General features: G+C 60.9%; 23 protein-coding genes. 19 read left to right on the top strand and 4 right to left on the bottom strand.

All coding sequences use genetic code 11. The annotated features are described in order from the left end of the window. Positions 1-404: 404 nt before the first annotated feature. The 3 genes from ACW5XC_RS03280 to ACW5XC_RS03270 all read left to right on the top strand — a co-directional run bounded on the left by ACW5XC_RS03280 (position 405) and on the right by ACW5XC_RS03270 (position 4,687). Complete coding sequence (locus ACW5XC_RS03280) at positions 405-2,297, top strand: PTS fructose transporter subunit EIIC (RefSeq protein ID WP_042056478.1); 1,893 nt, start codon at positions 405-407, stop codon at positions 2,295-2,297. Between the two features lie 233 nt (positions 2,298-2,530). Beyond that, complete coding sequence (locus ACW5XC_RS03275; protein ID WP_005361643.1) at positions 2,531-3,283, top strand: DNA/RNA non-specific endonuclease; 753 nt, start codon at positions 2,531-2,533, stop codon at positions 3,281-3,283. A gap of 300 nt (positions 3,284-3,583) precedes the next feature. Next, complete coding sequence (locus ACW5XC_RS03270) at positions 3,584-4,687, top strand: YdcF family protein (protein WP_042056475.1); 1,104 nt, start codon at positions 3,584-3,586, stop codon at positions 4,685-4,687. Positions 4,688-4,769: 82 nt separating this feature from the next. Here the strand turns inward: ACW5XC_RS03270 and ACW5XC_RS03265 are convergent, their stop codons facing one another. Beyond that, the gene (locus ACW5XC_RS03265) at positions 4,770-5,144 is read right to left on the bottom strand and encodes a DUF805 domain-containing protein (RefSeq protein ID WP_042056473.1); all 375 of its coding nucleotides are present in this window, start codon (positions 5,142-5,144) and stop codon (positions 4,770-4,772) included. Positions 5,145-5,510: 366 nt separating this feature from the next. Between ACW5XC_RS03265 and ACW5XC_RS03260 the strand changes: the two genes are divergently transcribed. Together ACW5XC_RS03260 and ACW5XC_RS03255 are read left to right on the top strand one after the other, a co-directional pair. Beyond that, on the top strand, positions 5,511-7,436 hold the full coding sequence (locus ACW5XC_RS03260; protein ID WP_042056470.1) for an NAD(P)-binding protein: 1,926 nt from the start codon (positions 5,511-5,513) through the stop codon (positions 7,434-7,436). Further along, complete coding sequence (locus ACW5XC_RS03255; RefSeq protein ID WP_042056466.1) at positions 7,433-8,638, top strand: cytochrome c; 1,206 nt, start codon at positions 7,433-7,435, stop codon at positions 8,636-8,638. The genes ACW5XC_RS03260 and ACW5XC_RS03255 overlap by 4 nt, the downstream gene beginning before the upstream one ends. A gap of 88 nt (positions 8,639-8,726) precedes the next feature. Here the strand turns inward: ACW5XC_RS03255 and ACW5XC_RS03250 are convergent, their stop codons facing one another. The 3 genes from ACW5XC_RS03250 to ACW5XC_RS03240 form a co-directional block, all read right to left on the bottom strand. After that, on the bottom strand, positions 8,727-9,062 hold the full coding sequence (locus ACW5XC_RS03250; RefSeq protein ID WP_005353195.1) for a DUF3634 family protein: 336 nt from the start codon (positions 9,060-9,062) through the stop codon (positions 8,727-8,729). A 106-nt stretch (positions 9,063-9,168) separates the two neighbouring features. Continuing rightward, the gene (locus tag ACW5XC_RS03245) at positions 9,169-10,137 is read right to left on the bottom strand and encodes a nucleoside hydrolase (RefSeq protein ID WP_005337734.1); all 969 of its coding nucleotides are present in this window, start codon (positions 10,135-10,137) and stop codon (positions 9,169-9,171) included. Positions 10,138-10,359: 222 nt separating this feature from the next. Beyond that, the gene (locus ACW5XC_RS03240) at positions 10,360-10,653 is read right to left on the bottom strand and encodes a hypothetical protein (RefSeq protein ID WP_005353197.1); all 294 of its coding nucleotides are present in this window, start codon (positions 10,651-10,653) and stop codon (positions 10,360-10,362) included. Positions 10,654-10,865: 212 nt separating this feature from the next. Here ACW5XC_RS03240 and ACW5XC_RS03235 point away from each other — a divergent pair, with 212 nt between their 5' ends. From ACW5XC_RS03235 to ACW5XC_RS03170, 14 genes are all read left to right on the top strand, one after another. After that, complete coding sequence (locus ACW5XC_RS03235) at positions 10,866-12,311, top strand: coniferyl aldehyde dehydrogenase (protein WP_042056461.1); 1,446 nt, start codon at positions 10,866-10,868, stop codon at positions 12,309-12,311. A gap of 11 nt (positions 12,312-12,322) precedes the next feature. Further along, a complete protein-coding gene (locus ACW5XC_RS03230) occupies positions 12,323-12,943 on the top strand; it encodes a TetR/AcrR family transcriptional regulator (RefSeq protein ID WP_042056583.1) in 621 nt (206 codons plus the stop codon). Further along, the gene (locus tag ACW5XC_RS03225; RefSeq protein ID WP_005361659.1) at positions 12,924-13,442 is read left to right on the top strand and encodes a hypothetical protein; all 519 of its coding nucleotides are present in this window, start codon (positions 12,924-12,926) and stop codon (positions 13,440-13,442) included. The genes ACW5XC_RS03230 and ACW5XC_RS03225 overlap by 20 nt, the downstream gene beginning before the upstream one ends. Positions 13,443-13,460: 18 nt before the next feature. Beyond that, entirely contained in the window at positions 13,461-14,645 is a 1,185-nt protein-coding gene (locus ACW5XC_RS03220; RefSeq protein WP_042056460.1) for an iron-containing alcohol dehydrogenase, read from the top strand. A 203-nt stretch (positions 14,646-14,848) separates the two neighbouring features. Continuing rightward, positions 14,849-15,109, top strand: a complete 261-nt coding sequence (locus ACW5XC_RS03215; RefSeq protein WP_005337747.1) for a GNAT family N-acetyltransferase — start codon at positions 14,849-14,851, stop codon at positions 15,107-15,109. After that, entirely contained in the window at positions 15,096-15,686 is a 591-nt protein-coding gene (locus ACW5XC_RS03210) for a nucleotidyltransferase family protein (protein WP_042056459.1), read from the top strand. Before ACW5XC_RS03215 ends, ACW5XC_RS03210 begins: the two co-directional genes overlap by 14 nt. Before the next feature lie 71 nt (positions 15,687-15,757). Continuing rightward, positions 15,758-17,581, top strand: a complete 1,824-nt coding sequence (locus ACW5XC_RS03205) for a SulP family inorganic anion transporter (RefSeq protein ID WP_042056458.1) — start codon at positions 15,758-15,760, stop codon at positions 17,579-17,581. 121 nt (positions 17,582-17,702) lie between these two features. Beyond that, positions 17,703-19,064: an MATE family efflux transporter gene (locus ACW5XC_RS03200; protein ID WP_013723595.1), complete on the top strand. Its 1,362-nt coding sequence runs from the start codon at positions 17,703-17,705 to the stop codon at positions 19,062-19,064. Continuing rightward, a complete protein-coding gene (locus tag ACW5XC_RS03195) occupies positions 19,061-19,672 on the top strand; it encodes a hypothetical protein (RefSeq protein ID WP_042056456.1) in 612 nt (203 codons plus the stop codon). Before ACW5XC_RS03200 ends, ACW5XC_RS03195 begins: the two co-directional genes overlap by 4 nt. Before the next feature lie 276 nt (positions 19,673-19,948). Then, on the top strand, positions 19,949-20,164 hold the full coding sequence (locus ACW5XC_RS03190; RefSeq protein ID WP_005337763.1) for a YdcH family protein: 216 nt from the start codon (positions 19,949-19,951) through the stop codon (positions 20,162-20,164). Between the two features lie 162 nt (positions 20,165-20,326). Beyond that, positions 20,327-21,520 carry a sugar ABC transporter substrate-binding protein gene (locus tag ACW5XC_RS03185; RefSeq protein ID WP_042056454.1) on the top strand — a complete coding sequence of 398 codons (1,194 nt, stop codon included), beginning with the start codon at positions 20,327-20,329 and terminating at the stop codon, positions 21,518-21,520. Beyond that, entirely contained in the window at positions 21,517-23,643 is a 2,127-nt protein-coding gene (locus tag ACW5XC_RS03180; protein ID WP_042056453.1) for a GGDEF domain-containing protein, read from the top strand. Before ACW5XC_RS03185 ends, ACW5XC_RS03180 begins: the two co-directional genes overlap by 4 nt. 139 nt (positions 23,644-23,782) lie before the next feature. Beyond that, positions 23,783-24,442 carry a YceH family protein gene (locus ACW5XC_RS03175; protein ID WP_042056452.1) on the top strand — a complete coding sequence of 220 codons (660 nt, stop codon included), beginning with the start codon at positions 23,783-23,785 and terminating at the stop codon, positions 24,440-24,442. 84 nt (positions 24,443-24,526) lie between these two features. After that, positions 24,527-25,084, top strand: a complete 558-nt coding sequence (locus ACW5XC_RS03170) for a HutD family protein (RefSeq protein WP_042056581.1) — start codon at positions 24,527-24,529, stop codon at positions 25,082-25,084. Positions 25,085-25,172 lie beyond the last annotated feature (88 nt).

Genomic DNA, 25,172 nt, shown 5'->3' with positions numbered 1-25,172 from the left:
ACCCATGCTGCACATAACAAGTGAGCAGTGGATTGACTCACATCAAGAGCTGCCCTCTCTCTTTCTGATTGTTATCTCAACGCGTTTTGCCAGCACCTTCACATTTTCCGCCCTCAAAACAGCACACAAATCTCCATACCTCCGAAGACGAAACCTTTTCGTTGCTCTCATACAAGTAGCAAGACTCACTCACAATTAATTGTTTTTATTTAAAAAAATAAAAGAATCGGTATGAATTGGCTTTCATGATGATATGCGAGCTGGGTCACATGGCGACTTGCACAGCACAAAAATCCAGTAAACGACACATTTGTCCGATTTCGGCACCGCGCCAACGGGAGAACAATATCCAGGTCAATTGTTCCCCCCATCATGCGGCTCGGCAATGGAGCCAGGAGAGTAATATGTTACCCACCATGACCAACGGCAGACTCATCTGCCTGGAGTTGAAGGCCACCAGCAAGGAGGCTCTATTCGACGAGATGGCACAGATGCTGGCGCGCGATGGCGCCGTGTCTGATCAACAACAATTCGTCAAGGATATCTGGGCCCGCGAGCAGCTGGACTGCACCGGCTTCGAGCAGGGGGTCGCCCTGCCCCACGCCAAGAGCAAGGCTGTCAGCCGTCCGGCCATTGCCATCGGTGTCAGCCGTCAGGGTATCGAGTACGGCGCCGAAGATGGCAAACCGACCCAGCTGATCTTCATGATCGCCTCCCCGGATGGCGGCGCCAACCACCACATCGAAGTGCTGGCCGAGCTCTCCACCCGTCTGCTGGAGCCGGGTTTTATCGAGCAGATGAAGGCGGCCACTACCGTCGAGCAAGCCCTGACTCTGCTCAAGCAAGGCCCGAAAGCGGAAAAACCGGCGCCAACCGCCAAACCGGCTGCCACTGCTCCGGTTGAACCCACCGATCGCACCTTCAAGGATCGCCTCAACACCATGAAGCAGCACCTGCTGTTTGGTACTTCCCACATGATCCCCTTCATCGTGGCAGGCGGTGTGCTGCTCTCCCTGTCGGTGATGATGAGCGGCAAGGGCGCCGTGCCGGAAGCGGGCTTCCTCAAAGACATGGCCACCATGGGTATCGCCGGTCTGACTCTGTTTACTGCCGTACTGGGTGGCTACATCGCCTACTCGCTGGCTGACAAGCCGGGCCTGGCTCCGGGCATGATCGGCTCCTGGATTGCCGTTCAGCACTATCAAACCGGTTTCCTCGGCGCCATTCTGGTGGGCTTTATCGCAGGTTTCGTGGTCAATCAGCTCAAACGGATCAAGCTGCCTGACTCCATGACCTCCCTTGGTTCCATCTTCATCTATCCGCTGATCGGTACCTTCCTGGTGTGTGGCATCGTGATGTGGGGGATCGGTGCCCCGATCGCAGCCATGATGGAAGGGATGAACCACTGGCTCTCCAGCATGGCGGGCTCAGGTAAAGTAATGCTGGGTGCCATTCTGGGTGGTATGACCGCCTTCGATATGGGCGGCCCGGTCAACAAGGTTGCTACCCTGTTTGCCCAGACTCAGGTCAACACCCAGCCCTGGCTGATGGGTGGTGTCGGTATCGCCATCTGTGTACCGCCACTGGGTATGGCACTGGCGACCTTCATGTCTCCGAAGCGTTACAAGAAAGAAGAGCGTGAATCCGGCAAAGCGGCCGCCATCATGGGCATGATCGGTATCAGTGAAGGTGCTATCCCGTTCGCTGCCGCTGACCCCATGCGTGTTATCCCGGCCATCGTCGCAGGCGGCATCGTCGGCAACATCACTGGCTTCATGATGCACAGTATCAACCACGCCCCCTGGGGTGGCTGGATTGTCCTGCCGGTTGTTGAAGGCAAGATGGGCTACATCCTGGGTACCATCCTCGGCGCCCTGACCACCGCCATCATCGTCAACCTGCTGAAGAAGCCGGTGAGCGAAGAAGATGACGTGACCGCCACCCACACCAGCTTCGAAGTCATTGAAGCGGAAGGGGAAGCAGACGTTCTGGCCATCACTGCCTGCCCGTCTGGCGTGGCCCACACCTTCCTCGCCGCCAAGAGCCTGCAGAAGGCCGCTGCCCAGCAGGGGATCAAGATCAAGGTCGAGACCCAGGGCGCCAACGGCATCATCAACCGCATTACCGCCAAGGATGTCGCCAACGCCCGCTGCGTCATCTTCGCCCACGACGTGGCTATCAAGAACCGCGAGCGCTTCACCGATATCGAGGTCATCGACGTGAAGACCAAGGAGGCGATCCACAATCCGGAAGCACTGCTGGCCCGCACGCTGGGCAACAAGGCAAACGCCGCCTGATAGCAGTCAGACCAACCAGCACAAGGGGCCCATCGCGGGCTCCTTTTCGTTGCCTGCCGAGCAACCGCATATCATCCCACCGACCAAGCCACTGATTTAAAACATATTAACCAGTCACATCACGGATCTTGGCGAGCCGTCACAGAACGGTGACGTGTAAAAAAACAGCAATTGAAGCGCTGGTCAGATCTCATGTCAAATGGCTCCGCCTACTAAACTGGAGCATCACAAAAATGATAAAAATCAATAAATTGGTTCTGGCTGTTACCCTCACCCTCACTGCCACCCCCTTGCTGGCCGCCCACTGGGAGTGCGGCGAGCACGTGCGCTTTGGTCTGCCCTCTGAATCGGATCAGAAGCTCTGCCGTGAAGGGTATGCGGTCGGCTACAACTACGACTACAAGGTGGCGGACTGGGTCTCCTACCGGATGACTGCCCAGAGCGCACAGGGCACAGTGCCGCGCAAGGATGCCTTCGCCGAGGACAGGGAGATCCCGGTCGCCTACCGCGCCACCCTCTCCGACTACAAGGGCTCGGGCTACGACCGTGGCCATCAGGCCCCGGCGGGGGACATGAAATCGAACAAGAACACCATGAAAGAGAGCTTCCTGCTGAGCAACATGACGCCGCAGATCGGGGTGCTCAACCAGAAGGCATGGCGCGTGCTGGAGGACAAGGTGAACAAGTGGGCGGTCTCCCGCAAGGATGTGCAGGTGATCACGGGCCCCATCTTTACCGGCTCTGAAGAGTCCATCGGTCAGGGTGTGGCGATCCCGAGTGCCTACTACAAGATCGTGATGGACCCGGCCAGACTGCAGGCCATCGCCTTTATCATGCCGCAGCAAGAGGTGCCCATCAGCCAGATCGCCGACTACCGGGTCTCGGTACGCGAGGTGGAAGAGCAGACCCAGCTCAACTTCTTCAGCGATATGCCCGAAGAGCAGCAAGAGACGCTGGAAGCCCGCATCTCCCCGATGTGGAATTGACCGCGAACACTCGCCAACAGATGGATTGACACTCCATCTGTCTTGCATCGCAACAGAGGGAGGGGGAGTCACGCTCCCCCTGCCCTTTTCAGATGGCTGCTGACCCGTTGCGGCCATTTTTGCGGCCACTGGTGTGGCATCACCCGACGACTCGCCCCGACTCACAGTTTGCCGCACCGTTAACTGGTATATTGCCCTCTCTTTGGCACTAACAGACTGAATTGACGCACATTTGCCTTATCCCATCGGCCCACAAGCCGGCGCACCACGGCGCGATTCAGCCCGACAGAGGACCTTTTGATGAAACAGACCCTTCTTGCCCTCACCCTCGGCGGCCTGCTGGCGCTCTCGCCCCTCGCCCTGCAAGCGGCCGAGAGCTCGATGCAAATGGAGCACGACCTCAATACCCTAGTCAGCAAACGCCAGGCGGTGGACATGTTGCTAGGCGAAGCGCTGCAAATCTACAAGTCGCCAGCCAAGATCTCCCACGCCGGTTTTACCGCCAAGATGCCGAGCAATATGGAGCTGGTGACCGAGCGGCTGCTGGCCGCCTACCAGCTGGAACCCTACCGCACCGACCTGCTCATCTCGGCTGCCAACGCCCAGATCTACAACGGCAACCTGAGCCGCGCCATCACCTTGCTGGAGCAGGCGCAGGCCGTCGCCCCCGATGATCTCGACATCAACAGCTATCTCGCCATCTGGCAGCTGGTGAAAGGCAACAAGGAGGCCTCCCGCAACTATCTGGCGAAAGTGGCGGATCGCAACAGTGGCCGCGCCGCCGATCTGGAGGAGATCATTGCCCGGGTGCAGCGGATCACCGCCGCCCCGCTGCAGACCGAACTGACCGGGGATCAGGTCAAGGCCAGCAGGGAGGGCAAACGCGCCATCGTCACCCTGGGTTATGCCCTCAACCCCGACGGCAGCATGGACAAGATCCTGCTGGGCCGCCTGCAAACCACTCTGGCGCTGGCCAAGGCCGACCCGGAGGCGCTGATCATCCTGACCGGCGGCGTGCCCCAGAACCGCCAGACCGAGGGCAAGCTGATGGCCGACTGGCTGGCCAACCATGGCATCGACCGCAGCCGCCTGATTGAAGAGAACTACGCCACCAGCACGGTGGATAACGCCCTCTACAGCGCCTATGCCCTCGCCCGCCACCAGATTGACTATGCGGTGCTGGTAAGCTCCGCCAGCCATGTACGCCGCGGCCAGACTGTGCTGGAAATCGCCTGCGACCAGATTGGCCCGGCCAACCTCAAGGTGGCGAGCGTCAGCTACCCCGACAAGCCCCTCGAGGAGCTGGCTACCCCGAGCGAGAGCGAGCTGCTCGGCATCTACCGCGACGCCCTGCGCACCTACGGCATGTGGAGCTACCGCTCCGCCCCACTGATCGAGCGTTGATCGGCCATCAAAACGAAAAAGAGAGGGAGGCGTGATGCCTCCCTCTCTTTTTATTGGCCGATGATTGGCCAAGCCTCGCCCGTTAGCTGACGATAAATCCCTGCGAGGGGGCCGCTTTGGGATCGTCACCGAAGCGGTTTGGCCCCTGCTGGCCGTTGCAAACCATAAAGTAGATAAGTACCAGGGTGCCGATAACGGGGATAAGCCCGAGCAGCAGCCACCAAGCGCTGCGGTCGGTATCGTGCAAGCGACGGGCTGCCACCGCCAGCGATGGCAGCAGCACAGCCAGCGAATAGATGGAGCTGATCAGCTCATTGTCGCCGCCAATCAACTTGTCCACCATGCCGAGCAACAGCATGACGATGACGTTGCACAGCACGAACATCCAGTATTCGGTGCGACGGGCCCGCCCGCTGAATACCGCATATTGCTTGAGGACCGAGATGTACCAGTTCATTGCGCCTCCTGAGTGGCCTTTATGCCTATGAATAAAAAGAGAGTCGATAAAACAAGTAGTTAAGAGCTTAGCGCGATCATCCCCCCGAGTCGACAATGATGCCCGAACGCCTCCTAAACTAATCAGCTGCGGCAATCATTGACCGACCGAGCCGAGAGATAATTGGCCCTGCAACAGGACAAATCACCCCCATCAGCGCATCACTCTCGTCACAAGCAGGAAAATGGTGCTTAATAATCCATTAGCAATCGTATGGACTCAGCGTGAGGATAGCGGTAGATTCGGCGCCCAATCCTGAACAGGATCTGTGTCTCCCTCCCATAATGAATCCACTTATTCATTACTTCTCCTAACACAGGGATAGCCATGAGTATTACACGCAGAGATTTTCTCAACGGCGTTGCCATCACCATTGCGGCAGGCGTCGCTCCCATCAATCTGCTCAAGGCTGCCGAAGGCGGCAGCACGCTGGCGGATAAAACCCTGGCCTACCCGCCCGCCCTCACCGGCCTGCGCGGCAACCACCCGGGCTCCTTCGAACCGGCCCACAGTATCGCCCGTGACGGTAAGCAGTATGACTTTGCCAATATTCCCCTCGAGGGGGAGTACGATCTGGTGATCGTCGGCGCCGGGATCAGCGGTCTGGCCGCTGCCTGCTTCTATCAGCAACTGCTCGGCGCGGATAAGAAGATCCTGCTGCTCGACAACCACGATGACTTCGGCGGCCACGCCAAGCGCAACGAGTTCACCACTCCCGATGGCCTGCGGCTGGGCTACGGCGGCAGTGAATCCCTGCAATCACCGCGTTCGGTCTACAGCCCGGTGGCGCTCGGTCTGCTCAAGGCGCTGGAGGTCAACATCGACGAGCTGGCCGCCGGTTTCCAGCAGACCTTCTATCCGGATCTGGGGCTGAGCCGCGGCGTCTATTTCGACGAGAAGCACTTTGGCGTCAACAAGATAGTGAACGGGGATCCGGGCCACAACGTGGCGGACGATATCCCCCGCGATCGCCTGAACGGTCGTCCGCTGGCAGAGTTTATCGGTGACTTCCCCCTCGATGATGCCGACAAGGCCGCCCTGTTGGCCCTGCACGAAGCGAAGATAGACTACCTGAGCGGCATGACCCGCGAGCAGCAGGATGAGTGGGTGACTCGCAACAGCTACACCACCTTCCTGCGCGATAAAGTGGGCCTCAGCGAGCGGGCGATCAGTTACTTCCAGCAGCGCACCAACGACTTCCAGGCGGTCGGCATCGACGCCACCGCCTGCGCCGATGCGCGCCTCTGCGCCTTGCCGGGTTTCGACGGCCTCAATCTGACGCCGCTGGATGCCGAGGAGCAGGCGGAGCTGGACGATCCCTACATCTTCCACTTCCCCGATGGCAACGCCGGTCTCACCCGCCTGATGGTACGCAAGCTCATTCCGCAGGTGGCGCCGGGTCACACCATGCAGGATGTAGTGCTGGCCAAGTTTGACTACAGCAAGCTCGACCTGCCTGAGCACAAGGTGCAACTGCGCCTTGGCAGCACGGCGTTGCAGGCCAAAAACGTGCGCCTCGCCGACGGCAAGCTGGCGGTGGATGTCACCTACATCAAGGAGGGGAAACTGCATCGGGTGCGAGCCAAGCAGTCGATCATGGCGGGCTACAACATGATGATCCCCTACATGGTGCCCGAGATGCCGGAGCCCCAGAAGGAGGCGCTGCGCCAGAATGCCAAGGCGCCGCTGGTCTACACCAAGGTGGTGATCAAGAACTGGCAAGCCTTCGTCAAGCTGGGGGTACACGAGGTCTACTCCCCCGCCGCACCCTATAGCCGGGTCAAGCTCGACTATCCGGTCAGCATGGGTGGCTACGAGCATCCCAAGAGCCCGGATCAGCCGATGTGCCTGCACATGGTCTATGTGCCGACCCTGCCGGGCAGCGGCCTCTCGGCCCGCGAACAGTCCCGCAAGGGGCGCGCCATGATCCTCGGCATGCCGTTCGAGCAGCATGAGCAGATGATCCGCGAGCAGTTGCAGGGGATGCTGGGCAGCGCCGGTTTCAACCATGAGCAGGACATCCTCGCCATCACGGTCAACCGCTGGTCTCACGGTTACTCCTATGTCACCAACACCCTGTTTGATGACGAAGCGCAGTGCGAAAAATGGATTGAACTGGGTCGCCAGCCGATCGGCAACATCACCATCGCCAACTCGGATGCAGGCTGGAGCCCCTACGCCCACGCCGCCATCGACGAAGCGTGGCGCGCCGTCAACGAGCTGGTAGCCATGAGCAAGGGAGGTGCCCAATGAACCGCGCCCTGTCACTGACCGCCAGCGCCCTGCTGCTGGCCCTGCCCGCCCTTGCCGCCAACGCAGCCCCCGCCATGTCGGCAGGCGAATACGTGGCCAAGCTCGGCGATTGCGCTGCCTGTCACACCAGCGAAACCAGCAAGCCGCTGGCGGGCGGCAAAGGGTTCCCGACCCCCATCGGTACCGTATTTGCCACCAACATCACCCCGGACAAGACCCACGGTATCGGCAACTACAGCCTGCCGGAGTTCATCAAGGTGATGCGCGAAGGGGTGGCCCGCGACGGGCATCGCCTCTATCCGGCCATGCCCTACACCGCCTACGCCAAGATGAGCGATCAGGATCTCGAAGATCTCTATCACTATCTGATGAAGGAGGTGCAGCCGCTGGCCATTGCCAACAAGGAGAGCGACATCCCCTGGCCCCTCAACATGCGCTGGCCGCTGATGGGCTGGAACTGGGTCTACCACGATGACAGCCGCTTCACCCCGGTCGCAGGCAAAAGCGAAGAGTGGAACCGCGGCGCCTATCTGGTGCAGGGTGCCGGCCACTGCGGCAGCTGCCACACTCCGCGCGGGCTTGGCATGCAGGAGAAAGCGCTGACCGAGGCGGATCCCGTCTACCTGAGCGGGGCGGCGCTGGATGGCTGGTATGCCCCCGATATTCGCGGCAGCCGTTACAGCAAGCAGGCGCTGATCGACCTGCTGAAAACCGGCCGCAGCCAGCATGAAGCGGTCGCGGGCCCCATGGGGGAAGTGATCACTCACAGCAGTCAATATTTCAGCGACGCCGATCTGGCCAGCATCGCCACCTACCTCACCGATCTGAAAGATGAGCCAGTGGCGGAGAAAGGGGCCCGCGCCTACGCCAGTGCCAGCGGCAAGGCGGACTACGCCATGTACTGCTCCACCTGTCACGGGGTCAACGGCCAGGGCAATGACCACGTCATCCCTTCGCTGGTCAACAACCGCACCGTGCTGGCGAGCGATCCGTCGAGCCTGATCAATGTGCTGCTGCACGGGGCCGAGACCCCGGTCACCCGCGGTCATCTCGGCTACCACATGCCGGGCTATGGCTGGACCATGGATGATGAGCGGCTCGCCGAGCTGGTCAACACCCTGCGCGCCTCCTGGGGCAATGAAGGCACCGCCGTCAAGGCGGCGGCGGTCAAGACCCAGCGCGAGCTGCACGGCAAGGAGTAAGGGCTGCCAGCTCTCTCTTGGCCAAGTGCCATAAAAAACGGGCCTCCACTGGAGGCCCGTTTGCTATTGATGAACCAGGTTCCGGTGCTTATCCCTTGCGGGATTTGGGCCCCGGCAGTGGCGCCGTTGGCTGGCGGTAATCGCCATAGGGGAAGATATTGCGAAACCGCTGGGCCACTGGTTCGGGGATGGAGCGGGAGAAGATCAGCTTCACGCCATCGCCATCACGCTGCCCCACGATGCGACCGCGCACCGTGTCGTGGCGCAGGATCTGCTTGGCATGCTCAATAAAGGCGGGTGACACCTTGCCCTGCTTGACCACTACCTTGCCGGGGGCAAGGCGGATCTCGAACAGGGCGCCACGCCCCAGCTTCATCAACCACCAGATCAGCGCAATCGCCACTATCAAGGAAATCCAGGCCATCTTCATCCCTCCCAAGCTCTTGATATAAGGCAGTATAAGCGGCCGAGCGTTCCGATTGTTTGGCGCCGATCACAGCCCCCGCCTCAACGTAATAGCGCCTCTTTGCTCAGCAATCCTTGCCCCAGCCCACCAGCGTCTCGCGATAGAGCGCCAGCAAGGCTTCATCGCGCACCGCCACCCCGACCTGCTGCGGACGATAGGCTGCCCAGTCATCGTGGGAGTGGCGTTTGCCATCGAACTTTTGCAGGGTGTGGCCGATGGCCGGGCCGCTGGTGATAACCCGCACCGGCCCCTCGCGCAGGGTAAAGAGGGTCGGATCGATCACATAGGCGATGGCGGACGGGTCGTGAACGTGGCAACCGGAGAGCCCCAGCTTCTCGGAGTAGAAGCGCAGGTAGAAGCGGCTGACATCCCACAGGAAGCGGCCCGGCTCGCCCGCCTTGTCCCTGAGTTCATCCAGATAGGCGCTGCTGAAGAAGCTCTGCTGGGTCACGTCCAGCCCGATGATCACCACCGGCCAGTCTGCGGTAAAAACCCGGTCGGCGGCATCGGGATCGTCGTGGATATTGGCTTCGGCATAGGGGGTGACGTTGCCGCGATGGCCGTTGACGCCAAAGGCGCCCCCCATCACCACCACCTGTTTCACCAGCGAGACAATCTCGGGCGCCTGTTGTAGCGCCAGCGCCAGATTGGTCAGTGGGCCGATAGTGACGAGGGTGATCTCCCCCGGCGCGGCTTTCACCGCCTCGACAATATATTGCCAAGCGGGGCGGGGGTCCGGAGCGATAGTCACCTCTCCCGCTTCCATGTCGCCAAAGCCGCTCGGGCCGTGGACTATGGTGGTAGGGCCGACCGGCTCGCGCAGCAGCGGGGCAGCCGCGCCTTTGGCCACATCCGCCTTCATGCCGTACTTCTGCTTGAGCCAGAGGGCGTTGCGGGTGCCATTGTCGATGGTGGCGTTACCAAAAACAGTGGTGATGGCGAGCAGCTCGATGGCGGGGTGGGCCTCGGCAAACAGGATGGCCATGGCATCGTCGATACCCGGGTCGGTATCCAGAATGATTTTATGGGTCATGAGAAATTCCTACGGTGACAAACCCTGCGACAAAAGGGAGAGTCTACCCGGCTGACGGTCTCGTATCCCGGCATGGGATCACAGACCGGGCCTTTGCTCCCGGCAGCGGGGGCGCGGCTGGCGACAATCTGCACAAAAAACGGCGCGGCCCTGTTGCCAGCGCCGCGCCCTTTATCATTGTTCGTTATCTGCTATCTGGCAGTGATCTGCCTGACCGGATCCTCAGTGCTTGCGGTGCCAACGCGGTGAGGTCGCCTTCTCCCCCCAGGGGGTGACGCAGGGGAGCAGCGCCCCTTCAATCACCATCTCGCTGCCCGCCAGCGCTTCGGCGATCTTCTGGTGCAGCACCCGCAGTACCTTGCCCTCGTGCTCGGCCAGAGAGTGGCCCGCGGCAAAGAACTCCGGCTGATATTGCAGTGCCAGCTTCTGGGCGAATTCGTAGGTGTTGAAGCAATCCGGCATCCGCTCAACCACATCTTCAAGCCGGGCCAACAAGCTGTTCAGTTCCCTGGTCATAGTGCTCTCTCCGTGTAGGTTAATAGCCAAAAACTACCCCTTATTAGATAAGTCACCAACGAGCAAACCACAAAAGTGTGGGGAGACACACAGTTCTCTCTTGCGTCTGGCTCGAGGTGAACGGGAGAGAGCTTGCCAGCTTTACATTCCGGTAACAAACAACTAGATTTAGACCGACTAATCAGTCGGTCATTTTTCATGCGGAGAACAACATGGGTGCGGCGCAGCTTCAACACACTCCTGAGGATATCCTCGCCATCAAATTGTCCCTGCCGGATCAGCTGGCGCGGCTCAAGCGGGCGAGTCTGGCTCACCCCATGCCAACCCTGGCCGAGCGCCGGGCACAGCTGACCAAACTCAAACAGGCGTTGCTCGCCCACAAGGGGCAGCTGTGCAAGGCGCTGGCGGCAGATTATGGCCAGCGCAGCCACTACGACAGCCTGATCGCCGATGTGCTGCCCTGCATCATGCAGATCAACTACACCCAGAAGCGGCTCAAGCGCTGGATGCAGCCCCACCGCCGTCACACCGGCCTGCTGCTGGCCCCCGCCAAAGTAGAGGTGCACTTCCAGCCGCTCGGGGTTGTCGGCATTATCGTGCCGTGGAACTTTCCGGTGATGCTGAGCCTCGGCCCCCTCATCACCGCCATCGCGGCGGGCAACCGGGCGATGCTGAAACTCTCCGAGTTCACCCCTCATACCAACGCTGTGCTGCGCACCATGCTCACCAGCGTATTTGACGAAAACGAGATCGCCATCATCGAGGGAGATGCCCAGATGGCGGCGGCGTTCAGCTCACTGCCGTTCGATCACCTGCTCTTTACCGGCTCCACCATGGTGGGCAAGCTGGTGATGGCTGCCGCCGCCCCCCAGCTCACCCCGCTCACCCTTGAACTGGGTGGCAAGAGCCCCTGTCTCATCGCCCCCGACATGCCGGTGGCCACCGCGGTCGAGCGGATGATCTTCGGCAAGAGCCTCAATGCCGGGCAGATCTGCGTCGCCCCCGACTATGTGCTGCTGCCCCGCAGCGAGGTGGATAACTTTATCGCCGCCTATCGCCGCCACTTCAGCAAGCTCTACCCGCAGGGGCTCAATAGTGCCGACTACGGCGCCATCATCAACGACCGCCAGTATCAACGTCTCGTCAGCTGGCTCGATGAAGCCGAGCAGGCGGGAGCCCAGCTCCACCCCTGTGGCAGCCCGGCCCGCGACGATCAGCGTCGCCTGCTGGTGCCCCACCTGCTGACCGGGGTACCAAGTCAGTGTCAGGTGATGCAGCAGGAGATCTTCGGGCCGCTGCTGCCGCTCATCCCCTACGACACCCTGGAGGAGGCACTCGCCTATGTGGCCGAACGACCCCGCCCGCTGGCCCTCTATCTGATGAGCTTCGATCCCGAGTTGCAGGCGCGAGTGACCCGGGAGACCCACTCCGGCGGCATGGCCATTAACGAGAGCCTGTTTCAGGTGGCGGCCGACGATGTGCCGTTTGGCGGCATCGGCGCCTCCGGCATGGGCCACTATCACGGCCACGAGGGTTTTCTTACCTTCTCCAAGGCGAAAACCGTGCTGACCCGCGGCAAGTTCACCACCGGCTCCCTGATCCATCCCCCCTACCACAGCTGGATCCAGAAGCTGATGATGGCCTTCTTCCTGCGCTGATGGAGATGACCATGAACCAGGCTATCCCGCAGCCACAAACCATGACCGACAAGCGCCGCCAGATCCTGGATGCCGCCCTCACCCTCTGCGCCGAAGATGGTCTGCAGGGGGCCGCCACCGCCCGCATCGCCAAGGCGGCCGGGGTGGCCAACGGTACTCTGTTCCACCACTTTCCGAGCAAGGAGGCGCTGATCCTCGCCCTCTATCAGGATGTAAAGACCCGGATGGGGAGCGCCATCCATGAAGCAGATCCGACCCTGCCGCTGTACTACCAGACCCGCCACTACTGGCAGCTGGCGATGGGGTGGATGCTCGCGCATCCCAATGAGCTCAAATTCGTGCTGGGCTTCTTTCACTCTCCGCTGCTGGCCAGACCGGCCCGCAGCCAGATCCTGAACGATGCCCTGCGCTTTCTGCCTGCTCTGCTGGCAAAGGGGCAGGCCAGCGGCGAGCTGATGCAGGCTCCCGCGCCACTGTTGCTGGAGGTGTGTCAGGGCCAGTTCCTCGCCTGCGCATCACTGTTTGTCGATCAACCGGAGCTGGGAGAGGACGACTACTGGCAAGCCAGTGCGTTCGCCCTCTTCTGGTCAGCCATCTCAGGAGCCAATCCCCATGCAAACAAGGATGTTTGAACCTGCGGCCGCCCTTGGTCGCCGCCTCTGGATCACCACTCTGCTCTGGGTGGTGGGTCGCACCCTCTGCCGCGCCGCCCGCACCGATGAGGCGGTACGCCGTGAATTGGCGCCGTTGCCGGACGGGCTGGCAATCCGCCTCGAAGTGGGCGGCATCGGCTACGCCATGAACATGCACAAGCAGGGTGGCCGCTGGTATCCCGGCGCGCCAGTCGCCCCTCATGCCACCATCCATCCGCTACGGGTGCGCTTCAAGCATCCCAATATCGCCTTTCGCGCCCTGAGTTTTCGGCTCGGGGTCAATCAGGCATTTGGCGAAAACCGGCTGCTGGTGGAGGGAGACCTGACCGTTGCCATGCATCTGGTGCGGGGGCTTGAGCAGTTGCAGTCCCTGATCCTGCCCGCCTTTATCGCGCGGCCGCTGCTGCGCCACTATCCCGCCCCGACCAACAAGATCGGCCGGGCCTGCAACATCTATCTGGGTCTGGTGACCGGCTAACGCGCAAGGAGCCTTGAAATGAGCCGCTATTACGATTTCTTCTGCCCGGTCAAACTGCTGGCCGGTGAACAGGCGCTGGAGCAACTGGCCAGCGAGCTGGCCAGCCTCGGGGCCCGTCGCCCGCTGCTGCTGACCGACAAGGGGGTCAATGACACCGGCCTTGCCACCCTGCTGGCCAATGTGCTGGCCGAGGGGGAGCTGCCGGTCGCCGCCATCTGGGACGAGATCCCGGCCGACTCTTCCACTGCCGTAGTGGAGCGGATCGCCAAACGCTATCGCGAGCTCGACTGCGACAGTCTGGTGGCGCTGGGGGGCGGCTCGGTCATCGACACCGCCAAGGCAGTCAACATTCTCACTTCCATGGGGGGGGATCATCTGCTCGACTACTCGGGCGCCGGTTGCCTGACCCGTCCCCTCAAGCCGCTGGCGGTGGTGCCCACCACGGCGGGCACAGGATCAGAAGTGACATTGGTTGCAGTGATCAAGGATGAGGCGAGCGGGCGCAAGGTGCCCTTCACCTCACCCTTCCTGCTGCCCCAGCTGGCGGTGCTCGACCCGCGCCTGACCCAGGGGCTGCCTCTCAATATCACCGCCGCCACTGCCATGGACGCCATGACCCACGCCATCGAGGCCTTTATCGGTACCGCCAAGAACCCGGTGAGCGATGCACTGGCCCTGATGGCAGTGGAGAAGATCGCCAGCGCCCTGCCGCAAATAATCCACGACCCGCAAAACAAACAGCTGCGGCTGCAACTGGCGGAAGGCTCCACGCTGGCTGGGATGGCTTTTTCCAACTCCATGGTAGGGCTGGTGCACGCCCTCGGCCACAGTCTGGGAGCCCGCTGCCATCTGCCCCACGGGCTGTGCATGAACCTCTTTTTGCCGACCGTGCTCGACTACAACCGCCCCGAGGTGGATAGCGAGTTGGCCCGGCTGCTGTTGCCGCTGGTGGGGGCAGAGCGCTTTGCTGCCACCCCGGCCCATCAGCGGGCGGAGGCGACCATCACAGCCATTCGCACCCTGCGCGACACCTTGTGGCAAGCGGTCAAGCTGCCGCGCACCATGAGCGAGGCTGGGGTAAGCGATCGCTCGCTACTGACCGAGATCCGCGATCTGGCGATCAACGACGGTGCCCTGCTGTTCAATCGCAAGGACGCCGACCGTGAGCAGTTACTCACCCTGCTGGAGCGAGACTGGGTCTGATCCCGCCCCTTTGCCAACACTCTTGTGCTGACACTAACGCGGTGCCCGACTCACCATCGGGCACCTTGATCTGCATCGCGATATCGATGTGCCCCCTGTCAAAGGGGGATGATATTGACCACGGGCTCTCATTATCTGTTCTATACCTTGGCTAACAGTTATGTTGTGCCGAGAGACCCAACTTTATGCCAGAGGTGCCCACCATGAGCGACATCATCCATCAGGCCAACCAGCAGCAGTTCATCTGTATGGTGGAGGGGAAAGAGTCGAGACTGCGCTACCGGCGGCTCGATGCCAAGACCATCGACGCCTACAGCACCTTCGTGCCCCCCGAGCTGCGGGTGCAGGGGATTGCCGATCAGCTGGCGCGTGCCTTCTTCAACTGGACTCAGGCGGAGGGGCTCACTATAGTGCCGAGCTGCCGCTACATTGATGTCTGGTTACGCCGCAATGCCAACAACTGAACCTCTGAACACCGTCCTCGAACAGCAATTCCAAGCCAAAACAGAAGCCCTGCTGCGGGCCGATCCGCAGCGGATGGCCTGCCTGCAAGCCGCGGCCGAGCTCAATCTGCCCGACTGGGCGCTGGGAGCAGGCTTTATCCGCAATCTCATCTGGGATTACCTTCACCACAAGGCGGTGCCTACCCCGCTCAACGATATCGACCTTATCTATCTCGATAAAACCGATCCGCAAGGGCTGGCCGAGGCGACGCATGAAGCCTGGCTGGCAAAGCGGCTGCCGGATCAGCAGTGGGAGGTGCGCAATCAGGCCCGCATGCACACTCGCCAGCTGGTGGCGCCATTTGCCAGCAGCCTTGAGGCGCTTAGCCACTGGGTCGAGGTGCCCACCTGCATTGGCGTGCGCCTGACCCAAGATGGCGAGTTCGAGTGGCTTGCCCCCTATGGCTTTGCCATCAACTGGTCGTTGCAAGTGAGTGCCAACCCCAGATGCCGCCAGGACAAACAGATCTTCACCCAGCGCATCAAGGAGAAGCAGTGGCAGACCCTCTGGCCTGACCTTCAGGTAAACTGGCCATAACCTGATTGCAATCTTTCGATAACCTTGGGCACACTAGGGTAAAAGCTGGTTGTAACTCAATGGGTTAAATAATGCGCGACTTCTTCTCTCTCGAACGCTGGCTACCGGGCCTCGCCGCCCTGCTGCATTACCAGCGCGCCTGGTTGATGCCAGATCTTCTCGCCGGACTCTCGGTGGCGGCAGTGGCGCTGCCCGTCGCCATCGCCTATGCCGAGCTTGCCGGGGTAGGTGCCATCGTCGGTCTCTACTCCTGCATCCTGCCCATGCTGGTCTACGCCCTGTTTGGTACCTCCCGCCAGCTGATTGTCGGCCCCGATGCCGCCACCTGTGCGGTCATCGCCGCCGTGGTGACGCCGCTGGCCGCAGGCGACCCAACCCGTCACTGGCAACTGGTGATGACCATGACCGCCATGACCGGCTTCTGGTGCCTGATTGCCAGCCGCTTCAAGCTGGGGGTGCTGGCGGACTTTCTCTCCCGCCCCATCCTGATGGGGCTGCTCAATGGTGTGGCCATCACCATCATGGTGGGCCAGCTCTCCAAGATCTTCGGCTTCACTTTCAGCGAACGTTACCTCATCGAGCGGATCGCCAGCGGGGCTACCTATATTACCCAAACCCATCTGCCGACCCTGGCCATGAGTCTGGTGGCTCTGCTCACCCTGCTGCTGGCCAAGCGCTACAAACCGGCATGGCCCTCCTCCATGGTGGCCATGGTGGTGACCGCTGCGCTGGTGTGGGGCTTTAATCTCGGCCAGTTTGATATCGCCACCCTGGGGACGGTGGGCTCCGGCCTGCCCGCCTTCCAGATGCCGGAATTTCCCCCCGGTCTGATGCGGGAGCTGGTGCTGCCCGCCCTTAACCTGGCCATGGTGAGCTTCGTCTCCATGATGCTGACCGCTCGCAGCTTTGCAGCCAAAAACGGTTACGAAATCGACGCGGACAAGGAGTTTCGGGCCCTCGGTATGGCGAACCTCGCCTCCGCGGTCTCCCAGGGTTTTGCCATCAGCGGCGCGGATTCACGCACCGCGGTCAACGACGCCAACGGCGGCAAGAGCCAGCTGGTCTCCATCATCGCTGCGGCGGTGATCGCCCTCATCACCTTCTATCTGACGGCGCCGCTCAAATATATACCCACCGCCGCCCTCGGGGTGGTGCTGGTGATGGCCTCCCTGTCGCTCACCGATTTTCGCGGTCTCTGGGCACTGCGCCACTCCGATCGATCCGCCTTCTGGCTGGCGCTGGTCACCTTTATCAGCGTGCTCACCATGGGGGTGATCCCCGGGATCACCCTCGCCGTGTTGCTGGGGCTGTTCCAGTTCCTGCGCAATGTGATGCGTCCCACCGACCAGCTGCTTGGTATGGATGACGAGGGGGTGGTGCGCACCCTGGGGGACAACGAACAGGCCAAGGCGATCCCGGGTATTCTGGTCTATCGCTTCAACTCGCCGCTCACCTACTTCAATGCCCCCTATTTCAAGCGGCGGGTACTGGCCCTGCTGGTGCAGGATCCCCGAGCCCCCAAGTGCCTGGTGATCGATGCGGTCGCCTGCTTCACCCATCAGGACATCAGCGTGATGAGCATGGTGGGAGAGCTGCACAAGGAGCTGAAACGGCGCGGCATCCATATGGTGATGGCGGGTCGCCACGGCCAGATGACCCACTGGCTAAAGCAGGCAGGCGTGCGGGTGGGCGATGAGGGGATCATCCTCTGCCCCGATATGTATCAGGCGCTACGCCTGACCCGCTGCTACCGCGAGCCGGTGTTCAAGGATGATGCGGTGGTGGAGAGCACCACAGATGCCATCCGCTCGAATTGGCCGCAGGATGATGCCCTGCCCGACTCGGCTCGCCTCACCCTGCCAAGCGAACAGGAGGCGGGCGCCACGCCTGCCTGACCCCTTGGCCTGCGCCCCTGGCAGGTGCAATCCTGCACAAGGATTGCACCGGCCTTGGCCTTGGTGTTAAATGCGCCCCCAGAGGGCACTCCCCCGTGCCCTCCCAGCTGTTGGACATGCCATGCAATCTCAATCCCACGCAGGCCCGGGCACCCTCTTTGCGCTGACCTGGCCGCTCTTTATCGATCTCGCCCTGCACTTTCTGACGGGTGCCCTCAATACCTTCATGGTGGGTCATGTCTCCTATCAGGGAGTGGCGGCGCTGGCGGTCGGCAATCAGGTGTTCGATCTCGCCATCACATTGTTCAGCTTCGTCAGTATCGGTACCAGCGTGGTGATCACCCAGTATCTGGGGGCCGGCGATCGGGAGAAGAGTCGGGTGGTGATCCACACCGCTATCGGCTTCAACCTGCTGATCGGTCTGGTAGCAGCCATCGGCGTGATGGCGGGGGCCAGCACCATGCTGGCGCTGATGAACCTGCCTGCCAATCTGATGAGCGACGGGACGCTTTACTTGCAGATCATCGGTCTCTGCCTGTTGCCGGAGGCCGCAGCCCTCTGTCTGGCAGCCACCCTGCGCGCTCACGGCCACACCCGTCAGGCGATGTATGTGACCCTGATCGTCAACCTCATCACCTTCGTCGGCAACCTGCTGCTGCTCTACGGCTGGTTCGGCCTGCCCCAGCTTGGCGTCGCCGGTGTCGCCATCAGCACGGTCGCGGGCCGCCTGATCGGCGTGGTGCTGCTGGTGTGGCTGGTAGCCCGCAAGACCGGCATTCGCCTGGTGGTGCGCGATATCGTCCACCCCAGCCGGGAGATGCTGGGCAAGGTGCTCCATATCGGCCTGCCAGCGGCAGGGGAGAACCTCTCCTGGATGCTGCAGTTTATGGTGGTGACAGCCTTTGTCGGACTGCTGGGTGACAAGGCGCTGGCGACCCAGTCTTACTTCTTTCAGATCTGCCTGTTTATCCTGCTGTTTGGCCTCTCCATCGGCCTTGGCAACGAGATCATCATCGGCCATCTGGCGGGAGCAAGACAGTTCGATCGCGCCTATCAGCAGCTGCTCAAGAGCCTCAAGCTGGGGTTGGCAGTTACCTGCGTCATCGCCGTGGCGGCGGCCCTCAATGGCCGTACCATCATCAGCCTCTTTACCGATGATGCCGACATCATCACTCAGGTGGCGCAACTGTTTCTTATCAGCCTTATCCTCGAACCCGGCCGCACCTTCAATCTGGTGGTGATCAACGCCCTGCGGGCCACCGGGGATGCCCGTTTCCCCCTCTACATGGCGTTGCTATCCATGTGGGGAATTGCCGTGCCACTCTCCTATTTCCTCGGTATCATGCAGGGTTATGGACTGGTCGGTATCTGGCTGGCGCTGGCCTGCGACGAGTGGGTGCGCGGTCTGGCCATGTTCTGGCGCTGGCGCAGTCGTCGCTGGCAAAACAAAATTCTTGTTGAAACAAAAGCGGAATCACAATGAAGAAGATAGGACTCTTGCTGGCTGCCATCCTGCTCAGCCCCCTGGCCATGGCGCAAACTGCCCCTGCCGCTCCCAAGGCTCAATCCACCCAGACCTGGTATGTGGCCCCCATCGCCATCGATGAAACCAGCGATGCCCAGAAGGCGCTGACCAAGGACTTCATGGCCCAGATGATCAAGACCATCAAGATCAACGAGTACCAAACCGGCAAGGCGGTAGGCAACACCAAAAAGCCCAAGTGGCTGATCCGCACCAAGCTGATCCCCGCCAGCAACGAGCCGCTGGTCGGCAAGAAGCACCCCCAGGGTCTTACCTACGGCAAGGGCAATCCGACCCAGGAGATCGTCGGCGAGCTGTTGATGAACGGCACCCTGGTGGCCCACATCGGCCAGGGCTGGCGCGAGCCTATCGTCCCGGGCACGCCGGTGGCCGAAAAGCTCTCCATCGCCAACTATCGCTACGCCATCGGGGATCAGGCCAAGTCGGCGGATCTGGAAGAGCTGGCCGCCCAGATTGGCTTTGAGGCGGGCAAGGTGATCCACCGCGACGGCAAGCCCCTGCCCGAGAAGAAAAAGAAAAAAGAGCAGGCGGGCGAAGAGAAAGAGTAATGTTGCCTCCATCCATAAAAAGGGGCCACTCGGCCCCTTTTTTGATCCAGCCCCCTCACGCCAACACTGCCCCAGTTGTGACTTGCCGCACAGTTTGGCTCACCATTCAGATTGATAAATCACTTATATTGTTTTGATTCAACAAGTTATAAATATCCCGCCGAATACTCCAAATCATTGCCCCCAAATCCGATCAGGATCACATTTATCCCCGGCACTAAGGGGTAGCTTTGGTCTTACAGGCACAATCAAACGAAACCAAGGAGGCTCCATTACATGTTCCCAGAGTACAGAGAACTCATCTCGAAACTGAAGAGCAGTGATGTCCATTTCCAGAAGAAGTTTGACTTGCACAACGACCTGGATGCGGAGATTAGAAAGTTGGAAAAGCATCACGCCAGCGACTATAGCGCCGAGGTGAGAGATCTGAAAAAACAGAAACTCAAACTGAAAGAGGAGATATACGACATCCTCAAACAACATCCACAATAGATGCCTCGAAGAATATGCGGATAAGCAATTTATCCCCCAGCCCGGCCCACGCGCCGGGCTTTTTGTTGTTTCAGTCAATTAGTTGACACCCGAGCCTACCGATCTTGCTGGTAGTTTGTTACATTTTTCCCTTGGAATTCAGGGAATAACGGTGATGATAACATGAGCAGAAAACGATCTTTTTATCATCTCTTGCTGCTTTGCCTGTTCGCATTGAGCCACCCCCTGCAGGCTCAGGAGCCTGAACTGGAGCTGTGGCACTCCCAGCAAGCCGGTTATGTGATCGACGACGTGATCGCCCGCTTCAATCAGGAGGGGAACCACAGAGTGCGGGTCACCCAGATTGAGCCGGGCAAGATCAAGGCGGATCTCCTGCTGGCAGCTCAGGCCAGGGGGCTGCCCGATCTGATGCTGATCCCCTCCGATTTTATCGGCCTCTATCGCCAGATGACCCTCGCTCCCCTCCCGGCCGAGTGGTTTTCCCCCGCGCTGATGGCCAGCGCCTTGCGTTATGTCACCCTGGATCGGCAACGCTGGGGCATGCCCATGATGCAGGGCAACCATCTGATGCTGTTTTACAACAAGGCGCTGGTCTCGACTCCGGTGACCCAATGGCAGCAACTGACTGCTATCACCCCGGCCCTCAAGGCCAAGGGGGTCTACCCCGTCAGCTGGCCCTATCACGACATGTACTACTTCGCCGCCTTTTTACACACCTTTGGCGGCTCGCCGGTGACCGAAGGGCGCATCACCCTCGACAGCCCGGCCATGGTGCAGGCACTGGAGGCCTACCGCACCGTCGCCAGCGAACAGTGGGTCGATCCCGAGTGCAACTATGACACCGCCCTCGCCCGCTTCAATGAGGGCAAGAGCGCCTACCTCATCAACGGAGACTGGGCGTTCAATGATCTGGTGAAGAACATGGGGGATAAGCTGGGTGTCGCCCTGCTGCCCCGCTGGCAAAGCCATCCCATGCACTCCATGAGCGGCGCCTACGTGATGGGAGCTTCCCGCTGGGCGATGGACGATGAGGATCGGAAACCCGTCATCAAGGCACTAATGGCCTTTATCCAGCGTCAGGATATTCAGCAGTTCATCTATCATCAGGGGGCGCTGCTGCCAGTCAATCAGCAGGCTTTTACCGCCATCAGCCGCCGTCCCGCGCCTCAGGAAAAAGTGCTGCTGGAACAGTTCACCCTCAGTACCCCCATGCCCTCCGACAGCGCCATGTCCATCGCCTGGCAAGCGATGGAGAAAGGGTTCGAGCGCTTTAAAGAGGGGATCAGTGCCGCCGACACCGCCCGTTATATGCAGCAGCTGGCCGATCAGCAGTACCGGCAGGTCAAAACACCATGAAACATCGCACCTTTCGGCTCGGCCCGACCCTCATCATCATCCTGTTCACCGTCGCCCTGCTGCCGGCACTGCTGGCCAGCACTGTGCTGCTGATCCGCCAGCACCAGATCATCGCCCAGAGCGAGCAATCGCAGCTGGAGCGGGCCCTCACCAGCATGACCCGCGAGGCCCGCTTTCGCAGCGAGCTGATCGGCACCCAGCTCAATCAGCTCAGCCAGGATCGGGTGCTCCATCAGGCCCTCGACAACTTTCTCTTCTCCAGCCATGCCCGGCTGGCGCTGGCCACCTTTGTCAAATCCAACAGCCTGATCACCTCGGCCTACCTCATCGATGACAAGGGGTTGGTGGTGGAGTACATCAATGGCCAGGCCTCCCACCTCGAGTCGAGCGACCTGATGCCGCAGCTGATGGCCTGGGGCAAGACGCGCGAGGCAAAACAGGGCAAGCATCTGCTGCTGCCCGTCGATGATCCCGTGCTGGTCGACGACATGGAGCAAAACCGCAGCGGCGGGCTGGCGCTGGTGGCCCCCATCTATCGCAACCACCAGCGCGCAGGGGTGATGCAGACTCCTTCCGGCTTCGTGATGGCCATTCTCCCCTGGCGGCAGATGGCCCAGTTGCTGGAGCCCTATCTCAAGGGGAGCGAATATCTGGTGATCTCCCAGGGCGAGAACCGTCTTTACGAAGGGGCTCACCAGAGCGCCAACGCGATGGATGACAGGGAACCAAGCAAGATGGCGCAGCCCTTGGCCATTGGCTGGCCCCAGCTGGAGCAGGAGATCACCCCCACCATCACCCTCTACAGCTACAGCAATGACAGGGTCAGCGAGCTCAATAAATCCCAGCAGTTGCTGACCGTCAGCATCGCTGTCATGTTGCTGCTGGTGGCCATCGGCTGCGTCTGGCTCACCCGACCGCTGCGATCGCTGGCCGCGCTGGTGCGCAGCTATGGCAAGGGCAATTACCAGCAACGGCAGGCGCCGCTGCGCTTTGTGGAGTACGACGAGGTGCGCCAGTTGCTGCAGGAGATGGCCAGCACCATCTCGGATCAGGTGCGGGCGCTCTATCAGCAAAATGAACAGCTGCAGCAGGCCAATAGCGAGAAAGAGGCCTTCAACCAGCGGCTGCTCGGCTTCAACGATGAACTGGAGCAAGAGGTTGCCTCGCAAACGACCGCCCTGCGCTCGGCCCTGAGCCGGGAGGAGCGCAGCCGCCATATCCTGCAATCCTGGTTGCAGTTCGGTCTGCATCAGCAGCTGGATATCGATATTGCCGAGCTGGCCAGCTCCGCCCTGCTGCAGCTCTCGCAGCTCTATCCTGGCCACCGCTGGGGACTGGTGATCCGCCGCGATGGCCAGCCTCACTACTCCCTGACCCAGGGGGTCGATGCCCCCTTGCTGGATGCCTTGCAGGAGAAACTGGCTCAACTGATGGATGAGGAGGTCAAACACTCCGAATGCCAGTGGGATAACGCACTCTGGAAGATCATGACCCTGCCCGGCAGCCAAAGCGGCGTGCTGTTTGGCTATCTGATGGTGAGCGCAGAAGGGTTGGAGTCCGAAGACAGGGCCATCTTGCGGCTGTTTGCCAAGCAGTTGGCGGTGGGCATCGAGGGGCGCCTCTTCACCGACGAGCTGGCGCGGGTCGCCCGCACCGACAACCTCACCGGGCTACCCAACCGGCAGGCGTTCGAAGAGGCCTTCCACCACTATCAAGCAGTGCTGGCGCGCCATCCGGAGCGTCACCTCGCCCTCTTCATGCTCGATCTCAACGGCCTCAAGCGTACCAACGACCAGTATGGGCACGAGGCAGGCGACGCCCTGCTGATCCAGATGGCTCGCCAGCTGCGCACTCTCTGCCGTCAGAATGAGAAGATTTTCCGCATCGGCGGCGACGAGTTCGTTCTGCTGGCGGAGGCGGATCACCTCGCCAGTCAGCAGCTGGCAGGCAGGTTGGAGGCAAGCCAGCAGCACGCCATCGTGCAGCATGGGGAGCACAGCTTCCCGCTGCGTTTTGCCATCGGCTGGAGCAGCAGCGACCAGACCCCGCTGGCGGAGCTGAGCCGGGTGGCTGACGACGCCATGTATGCCAATAAGGCGCGCTTCTATCAGGGGCAGCGATAAAAAGCAGAGGCCTCTGGCGTTGGCGAGCCTTTCGCCAACGCCCTGATCAGCTCGCAAAAATGGCGCGCAACGCTAGACGCGGCGCGGACCATGACTAAGATAGGGGCTCTTGATGTCTCGATTTGGAAGGGAGTAGGAAATGGAGTTAGTACTTGGCCCACTGGAAGCCCGCGTCATCGGCTGTCTGATTGAAAAAGAGATCTGCACCCCGGATCAATATCCCCTCTCCCTTAATGCACTGGTCAACGCTTGCAACCAGAAGAGCAACCGCGAGCCGGTGCTGGAGCTCTCCGAGCTCGATATCCGCGCCGTGGTGGACGAGCTGATCCGCAAGCGGCTGGTGGTCAACACTGCAGGCTTCAACGCCCGGGTGCCCCGCTATCAGCACAGATTCTGTAACACCGAATTTGGCGAGCTGAAATTCAGTGCCCAGGAGCTTGGCATCGTCTGCGAACTGCTGCTGCGCGGCCCGCAAACCCCGGGGGAGCTGCGCTCCCGTACCAACCGCCTCTGTAGCTTCGATGATGTTACCGAGGTGGATGCGGTGCTGACCCAGCTCATCGAGCGTGGCCCCTACGTGGTCAAGCTGCCGCGCGAGCCAGGCAAGCGCGAATCCCGCTACGCCCACCTGTTCAGCGGCGAAGTGGATATTCAGGCGATGATGGATGCAGCCCCCGCCACGCCCTATGCCTCCCCTGCCGCCGACCGCCTGAGCGAGCTGGAGCAGGAGGTGAACGAGCTCAAGAGCCGTCTCGCCGCCATGGAAGCGCGGCTGGCAGCACTGGATGGTCAGGGCTGATCGCCTTTAACATCGCCAATCTCTATCAGGGAGCCGGGGCAGATGTCCCCGGCTCCCTGCGTTTTTTATCGTGAGGAAGTGCCCGTGATCACCCTGATTAAAGAGTCTGACCACCAGAAGATGCCCTGGAAAAACCAGCAGGGCACTACCAGCCAGATCCTCATCTCCCCCAAGGGGAGCAGCCTTGCCAAACTCGACTTTGACTATCGACTGAGCTCGGCCCCCATCAAGAGCGCGGGCCCCTTCTCCCCCTTTCCCGGCTATCAGCGCATTTTGCTGCCGGTGAGCGGGGCTGGCTTTGTGCTCAACGGTCACCCCTACGCCACCTTCGAGGCAGCGCACTTTAGCGGCGATGAGGAGACCCACTGCGAGTTGCTGAAAAAAGAGGTGACCGATCTGGGGCTTATCTACCATCCGGATCGCATCAGCGCCAACGTGCGGGTGCTGAACCTCCCCTTCCCGCTGACCCTTACCCTCGAGCCAGAGAAGACCTACCTCTGTCACCTGCTGAGCGGCCAGCTGGCCGTGCAGGGCAAAGAGGTGGCCATCAACGAGACGCTGGTGGTGACCGGTGAAGAGAGCATTCACTTCGAATGCCAGAAGAAGACCGCCATCGCCTTCTTTACCCTGCAGACTAAATAGCGCAAAAGTCGGCGGTGTGCAGTCATGCCACGCCACACACAAACAGCAGAGATGAAAAAGCCGGGAAATCCCGGCTTTTGCTATTGAG

This window comes from Aeromonas sp. 25-AL00135 (assembly GCF_054052385.1).
This window is presented reverse-complemented; position numbering and strand designations above follow the sequence as displayed.

Bases quoted from the DNA above. Each gene is read 5' to 3' on its own strand.
- ACW5XC_RS03180 (WP_042056453.1), top strand. From the start codon at position 21,517: ATGAAACATCGCACCTTTCGGCTCGGCCCGACCCTCATCATCATCCTG.
- ACW5XC_RS03185 (WP_042056454.1), top strand. From the start codon at position 20,327: ATGAGCAGAAAACGATCTTTTTATCATCTCTTGCTGCTTTGCCTGTTC.
- ACW5XC_RS03260 (WP_042056470.1), top strand. From the start codon at position 5,511: ATGAGTATTACACGCAGAGATTTTCTCAACGGCGTTGCCATCACCATT.
- ACW5XC_RS03275 (WP_005361643.1), top strand. From the start codon at position 2,531: ATGATAAAAATCAATAAATTGGTTCTGGCTGTTACCCTCACCCTCACT.
- ACW5XC_RS03250 (WP_005353195.1), bottom strand. From the start codon at position 9,062: ATGGCCTGGATTTCCTTGATAGTGGCGATTGCGCTGATCTGGTGGTTG.
- ACW5XC_RS03175 (WP_042056452.1), top strand. From the start codon at position 23,783: ATGGAGTTAGTACTTGGCCCACTGGAAGCCCGCGTCATCGGCTGTCTG.
- ACW5XC_RS03210 (WP_042056459.1), top strand. From the start codon at position 15,096: ATGCCAACAACTGAACCTCTGAACACCGTCCTCGAACAGCAATTCCAA.
- ACW5XC_RS03245 (WP_005337734.1), bottom strand. From the start codon at position 10,137: ATGACCCATAAAATCATTCTGGATACCGACCCGGGTATCGACGATGCC.
- ACW5XC_RS03235 (WP_042056461.1), top strand. From the start codon at position 10,866: ATGGGTGCGGCGCAGCTTCAACACACTCCTGAGGATATCCTCGCCATC.
- ACW5XC_RS03230 (WP_042056583.1), top strand. From the start codon at position 12,323: ATGAACCAGGCTATCCCGCAGCCACAAACCATGACCGACAAGCGCCGC.
- ACW5XC_RS03200 (WP_013723595.1), top strand. From the start codon at position 17,703: ATGCAATCTCAATCCCACGCAGGCCCGGGCACCCTCTTTGCGCTGACC.
- ACW5XC_RS03280 (WP_042056478.1), top strand. From the start codon at position 405: ATGTTACCCACCATGACCAACGGCAGACTCATCTGCCTGGAGTTGAAG.
- ACW5XC_RS03255 (WP_042056466.1), top strand. From the start codon at position 7,433: ATGAACCGCGCCCTGTCACTGACCGCCAGCGCCCTGCTGCTGGCCCTG.
- ACW5XC_RS03265 (WP_042056473.1), bottom strand. From the start codon at position 5,144: ATGAACTGGTACATCTCGGTCCTCAAGCAATATGCGGTATTCAGCGGG.
- ACW5XC_RS03220 (WP_042056460.1), top strand. From the start codon at position 13,461: ATGAGCCGCTATTACGATTTCTTCTGCCCGGTCAAACTGCTGGCCGGT.
- ACW5XC_RS03195 (WP_042056456.1), top strand. From the start codon at position 19,061: ATGAAGAAGATAGGACTCTTGCTGGCTGCCATCCTGCTCAGCCCCCTG.
- ACW5XC_RS03240 (WP_005353197.1), bottom strand. From the start codon at position 10,653: ATGACCAGGGAACTGAACAGCTTGTTGGCCCGGCTTGAAGATGTGGTT.
- ACW5XC_RS03270 (WP_042056475.1), top strand. From the start codon at position 3,584: ATGAAACAGACCCTTCTTGCCCTCACCCTCGGCGGCCTGCTGGCGCTC.
- ACW5XC_RS03190 (WP_005337763.1), top strand. From the start codon at position 19,949: ATGTTCCCAGAGTACAGAGAACTCATCTCGAAACTGAAGAGCAGTGAT.
- ACW5XC_RS03225 (WP_005361659.1), top strand. From the start codon at position 12,924: ATGCAAACAAGGATGTTTGAACCTGCGGCCGCCCTTGGTCGCCGCCTC.
- ACW5XC_RS03215 (WP_005337747.1), top strand. From the start codon at position 14,849: ATGAGCGACATCATCCATCAGGCCAACCAGCAGCAGTTCATCTGTATG.
- ACW5XC_RS03205 (WP_042056458.1), top strand. From the start codon at position 15,758: ATGCGCGACTTCTTCTCTCTCGAACGCTGGCTACCGGGCCTCGCCGCC.